Genomic DNA, 4,834 nt, shown 5'->3' with positions numbered 1-4,834 from the left:
ATCAGCCAAATGCACTCATCGTTTATTTAGGAAATTTGTTTTTTACTTTGCAGGCTGAAAATGCGGGTTTGCTATACCTATTATATATAGGAATGGCTAAGGTTCTTGTATAAGAGGCAGCCTGTCTTTGCGATAGGATAATAGGCAGCTAGCGGTAGCAGTAACTATCGTATTACCAGTTGATAATAAAGAGACTATTTTAATATTACTAACAATTTAATTTTTATGATTATGAAAGTAGAAAAGGAAATGAAGTACGAAGCTCCGGAAGTGGAAGTTCTGGAGGTGGAAGTGGAAAAGGGATTTGAGTTTTCAATTCCTCCCACAGAAGAATAATTCAAGGAAAAAGAATGTTATAATTAATAATTAACAAGAAAAACAAATGAAGAAAATTCTTTTTAGTGCAATTGTACTGGCAGGGATGGTGGCTTCTTGTACAAATGAGGAGTTCGAGAACCTGAACAGTAATGATGTGGTGAAGAACCGCACGCAGATTAACCTGACACTAACAGGGGAGAATGCTGAAACGCGCTTTATTCCTAATGGCCTTAACTTGGGCTATGAAAATAGTGATGGATTGGGAGCCGTATTGGTGGATAAGGGCGTAAAAGACAAGGATGGTACTAACGTTGTAGATTGGGATATTGTTGCTTCCCATGTAGGAAACAATAAATGGACATGGAACGAAAGCAAATCCACATTCACAACTAATGGTACGACTTCTATTGGTGCTTGGATGTTTTATTCACGCTATAACTCGGATATGACCACTAACCGGAACGGTGTGGAATACACTTTCCCGCAGATACAAGAGTATGCCCAAGATTTTGAGTGGATAGCCAATAATAATGTAAACTTTGTGGTTTCTCCTATCTATCGTGTAGATGGCTTTGAAGGCGAAAACGTGGAGATCCCAGTGAAACAAGCTTCCATCAATTCTTATGTGAAACTGAATTTACAACTTCCGACTACGGTTAGCCAAGTACAAAAGATTGTACTGACAGCAAAAGATGCAGGAGGCTCAGATGTAAAATTCCCGACTAAGGGACGGATTGACAACACAAAGATGCCTGTAGCCAATATGCTGACTGACACCGAAAACCCTTCTTATGACGTTAATTATGCGCTGCCTGGAAGCTTACCTTCTACTGTGGCAGAAAGAAAAGAGAAGGAAAGTGCCAGAGCTTATGCACAATTGGTAAATCAGAGGGGTTCAGATTATGACATTGACTTGGCGGAAGCAGAAGATGCAGGATTGGCCTCAAGCTTCTCTGTTATCACTAAAGCTGTGGGTGATAATACTGCAGGTTTCCTAGTTTTGGATTGTGTAAGCGATCATACTAACCAAAAAGCAAATGGTGTAACCGTAACTGACGGCAAATTTATGTCGTATATGGCTATCCCTGCCGGCATCTACAAGAGTATTACACTTTATGTATACACAGACAAGGGTATTTATAAAAAAGAAATTGCAGAACGTGATGCTGCTATAGATGGCAGTGCTCCCGATAAGTTACCGGCTGGAAAGAAGAGTATCGTGCTGAAACGTCAGACTCGCGTCAATCTAGCCAATCTGACCAAACGTGTAAGTGAAGTAGAGGATGCCGTGATTAAAGTGGAAGAAACTAAGACTGCAGCCGAAGTGGCAGCAGACCTTGGTGGTGTAGTTATCACTAAAACTGCCGACCTGATTGCTGCTATTGAAGGTGCGACCGACAAGAGTATTAACTTCCTTGTTGTAAATCAGCCTATACAAAATTTGGGTACCGACACTCCTGTTCCTGCCCACGAATCTATTATCAATAAAGCCGTGGCAGGTGCCGTATTGACTAAATGGGCAGCAGATGCACGCACCAATGTAACACTGAATTTCTTGAACCAGAGAATGATTATTGAAGGTGAAGAAGAGCCTTTCGACCTTGTTGGTATGAAATTTACAAAAGGTGCCACACTGATTTCTGGTAAAGTAAACCTTGCTGAAAGAATCTCTTTCGAAAACAATGACGATAAATTTATTGTGAATAGCGGAGCTACCGCCAATTTCACTAAAGGAACCAATGCGAGCGCACAATCATTCGCTGTTACCTCTAATTCTGAAATTGAAAACAATGGCATTGTAAACTTCGTGGGTTATGCAGATATCACCACTTTGACAAACAACGGCACAGTAACTGTAGGAACTTCGGAAGTTGCAGCTGGACTGAAAACTACTACTATCACTAACAATTCCACTTTCACCGTTAATAAAGGAGAGTGGGAAACAGGTGCTTTGACTAATGCAACTTCTGCCTCTATTTCCAATAGCGGTAGCGTTGATGTAACAGGTGCATCAACAAATAGTGGTTCTATCAACAACGATACTGATGCTGTTATAAACGTAGTTAATACCTTTACAAATAGCGGTACTATTACGAATGATGTTAAAGCTAAGATTATCTCCGGAAAAGCGGGTGCTAGCACTACGGGTAATTTGATCAATAACAAAACAGTTACCAATTATGGTGAAATGTACTGTTTGAATGGTAACCATACAATCAAAAATGTTGGAACCATCGAAGCCATTGATAAGGAAGAAAATGGAACTAAAATATCCATCTCACGTACATACATCACGGAAAATAGTTCAGTAGACGAAAGTTCAGTTGCGGCAAATGGCGATGTTACTCGTGGCGAAATAAAGATTTCTCACCGAGACATAGATATGACAGTGGCTAAGAAAGCTTTCCAAGGACGCATTTCTTGGCTTGTCCCGAGCAATATGTCTGCCTTGACACACAACAGTGAGGACAAATTCAACATGATTTACCTCGATGCTTCTTGCGATTTGTCTGATTATACAAACGCTAATGTGAATCATATTAAATATGTAACAGTGAATGAGAATGCCACCTTGCCAAAGGTAACATTGACAAGCCCTCTCATTGAATTTGTCGCCAACGAAGATGTGACGTTGAGAGTAGACAAGAAGGCAATAGCCATTCTGAATATTGCCGAAGGCAAAACCTTGACTGTTCCTACCAACAATATTGTCGGTGTTTATGATGTGGAGGAAACAGGTGTTGTAAAAGCTTTTGCTGATATCGTGAATAAGGGTACAATGCTGGTAGGTGGTAAGTGCTTCAGTAGTATTACGGGTTATCCTAGTGGTGTCTTTGCTTCGGGTTCTGGTAATGTTGACGAAGCGTATTTCTGGAGTCAAACTGCTAACACTTATAACTGATAAAGTACCACAGAATTATAAGCTCTGATAAAAAACTTTTTTATTGGAATCAGATTTTTATTCCACAAATCGGGAGGGTATTCGGTATGAATACCCTCTTTTTATGCCATTACCGGATATGTTCGTTTCCTGTATAAGCTTTGAGTCAGTAGCACTATCTCCTATTCCCCATCTTTATTGAAGAAAGCTGTTTATCTTCCGGTTTATTATTTGTCTATTGGAGAAAAATATTTCTCCAATAGGGAAAATAATATGCCCGTTTATGCCACTTCATTTCTAAACGTTACCCAAGCAGGGGCAGACGGTTGGACTTTTTATTTTTGGTGAGGGAACTTGTCTCCTATTTGCAACTATTTCCGGGTCTTCATGGCATTTGCCATCATTTTTGTTACCTTTGCTTTGTGGAACATTAAAAGCTGAACAGTTATGAAGGCATTACCCTACGGATTATCGGATTTCCCCCGCATCATGCGGAAAAATTATTATTATGTGGACAAGACGCGGTTTATTGAACTGATAGAGCGTCAGCCGTCCTATCTGTTCCTGATACGCCCCCGGCGGTTCGGCAAGTCATTGTTCCTGGCTATGCTGGAAACATACTACAGCATTGATTACGCGGACAGCTTCAAGGAGATATTCGGAGAACTGTATATCGGCAAACATCCTACGGAAGAGCATAACAGGTACATGGTTCTGCGCTTCAATTTCTCAGAAGTGAGCTCAAAGCTGGAAACAGTGGAGCGTTCGTTCAGCGAATACTGCTGCATGGTGATAAAGAACTTCATCCTGAAATACGAGCGTTTGCTGGGCAGCAGGATATGGGAAATCGTCAACCCTGACGAGACTAATCCGGAGCAAATGCTGGCTGCCCTGAAAGAGTATGTCAGCCGCACGGACTGCCCGCGCATCTACCTGTTGATTGATGAATACGACAACTTCACCAACACCATCCTTTCTTCCTACGGTCAGGAACGCTACCGGGAGAAAACACATGGCGACGGGCTCATCCGCGGATTCTTCAATAACGTGAAAGCTTCCACTTCCAATGCGGGTGCCGCCGTGGAGCGTCTGTTTATTACAGGTGTCAGCCCCATTACGATGGACGACGTGACAAGCGGTTTCAATATCGGTACGAACATCAGCACGCTTCCTCAGTTCAACAACATTATCGGATTCAGCGAGGATGAAGTGCGGGAGATGATTACTTATTACAAGGATGAAGACGCACTGCCGGAGAATATTACGGTGGACGGATTGGTGGAAATAATGAAGCCGTGGTATGACAATTACTGTTTCTCGGAAGACCGCTTGGAGGAGTGTATGTTCAATTCGGACATGGCACTATACTTCCTGAACAGCTATCTGCAATTGGGGAAAGCACCTAAAATGATGGTTGACAACAATATCCGTACCGATTACGGCAAGTTACGTCATTTGGTGCAGATCGATAAGACATTCGGAGCCAATGCTTCTGTCATTCAGCAAATTATAGCGGAGGGTAGTATCACAGCACAGATAGCCACTTCTTTTCCGGCTGAGAAAATGACTGATACGGAGAACTTCAAGAGCCTGCTGTTCTACTTCGGGATGCTGTCCATACAAGGTACTGATTTT

Annotated in this window: 2 protein-coding genes; both read left to right on the top strand. The window is 41.9% G+C overall.

The genetic code is table 11. The features are described from left to right. Positions 1-382: 382 nt before the first annotated feature. Positions 383-3,220, top strand: coding sequence for a hypothetical protein (locus tag DW182_RS21690; protein ID WP_118296812.1), 2,838 nt, complete (start codon positions 383-385; stop codon positions 3,218-3,220). 426 nt (positions 3,221-3,646) lie between these two features. Continuing rightward, positions 3,647-4,834: AAA family ATPase (locus tag DW182_RS21685; protein ID WP_199678649.1), on the top strand; the 1,188-nt coding region annotated here is incomplete at its 3' end.

This window comes from Bacteroides sp. AM16-24, assembly GCF_003471885.1.
GTDB lineage: Bacteria > Bacteroidota > Bacteroidia > Bacteroidales > Bacteroidaceae > Bacteroides.
The sequence above is the reverse complement of the archived record's forward strand: the minus strand, read 5'-3'. Positions and strand labels throughout refer to the sequence as shown.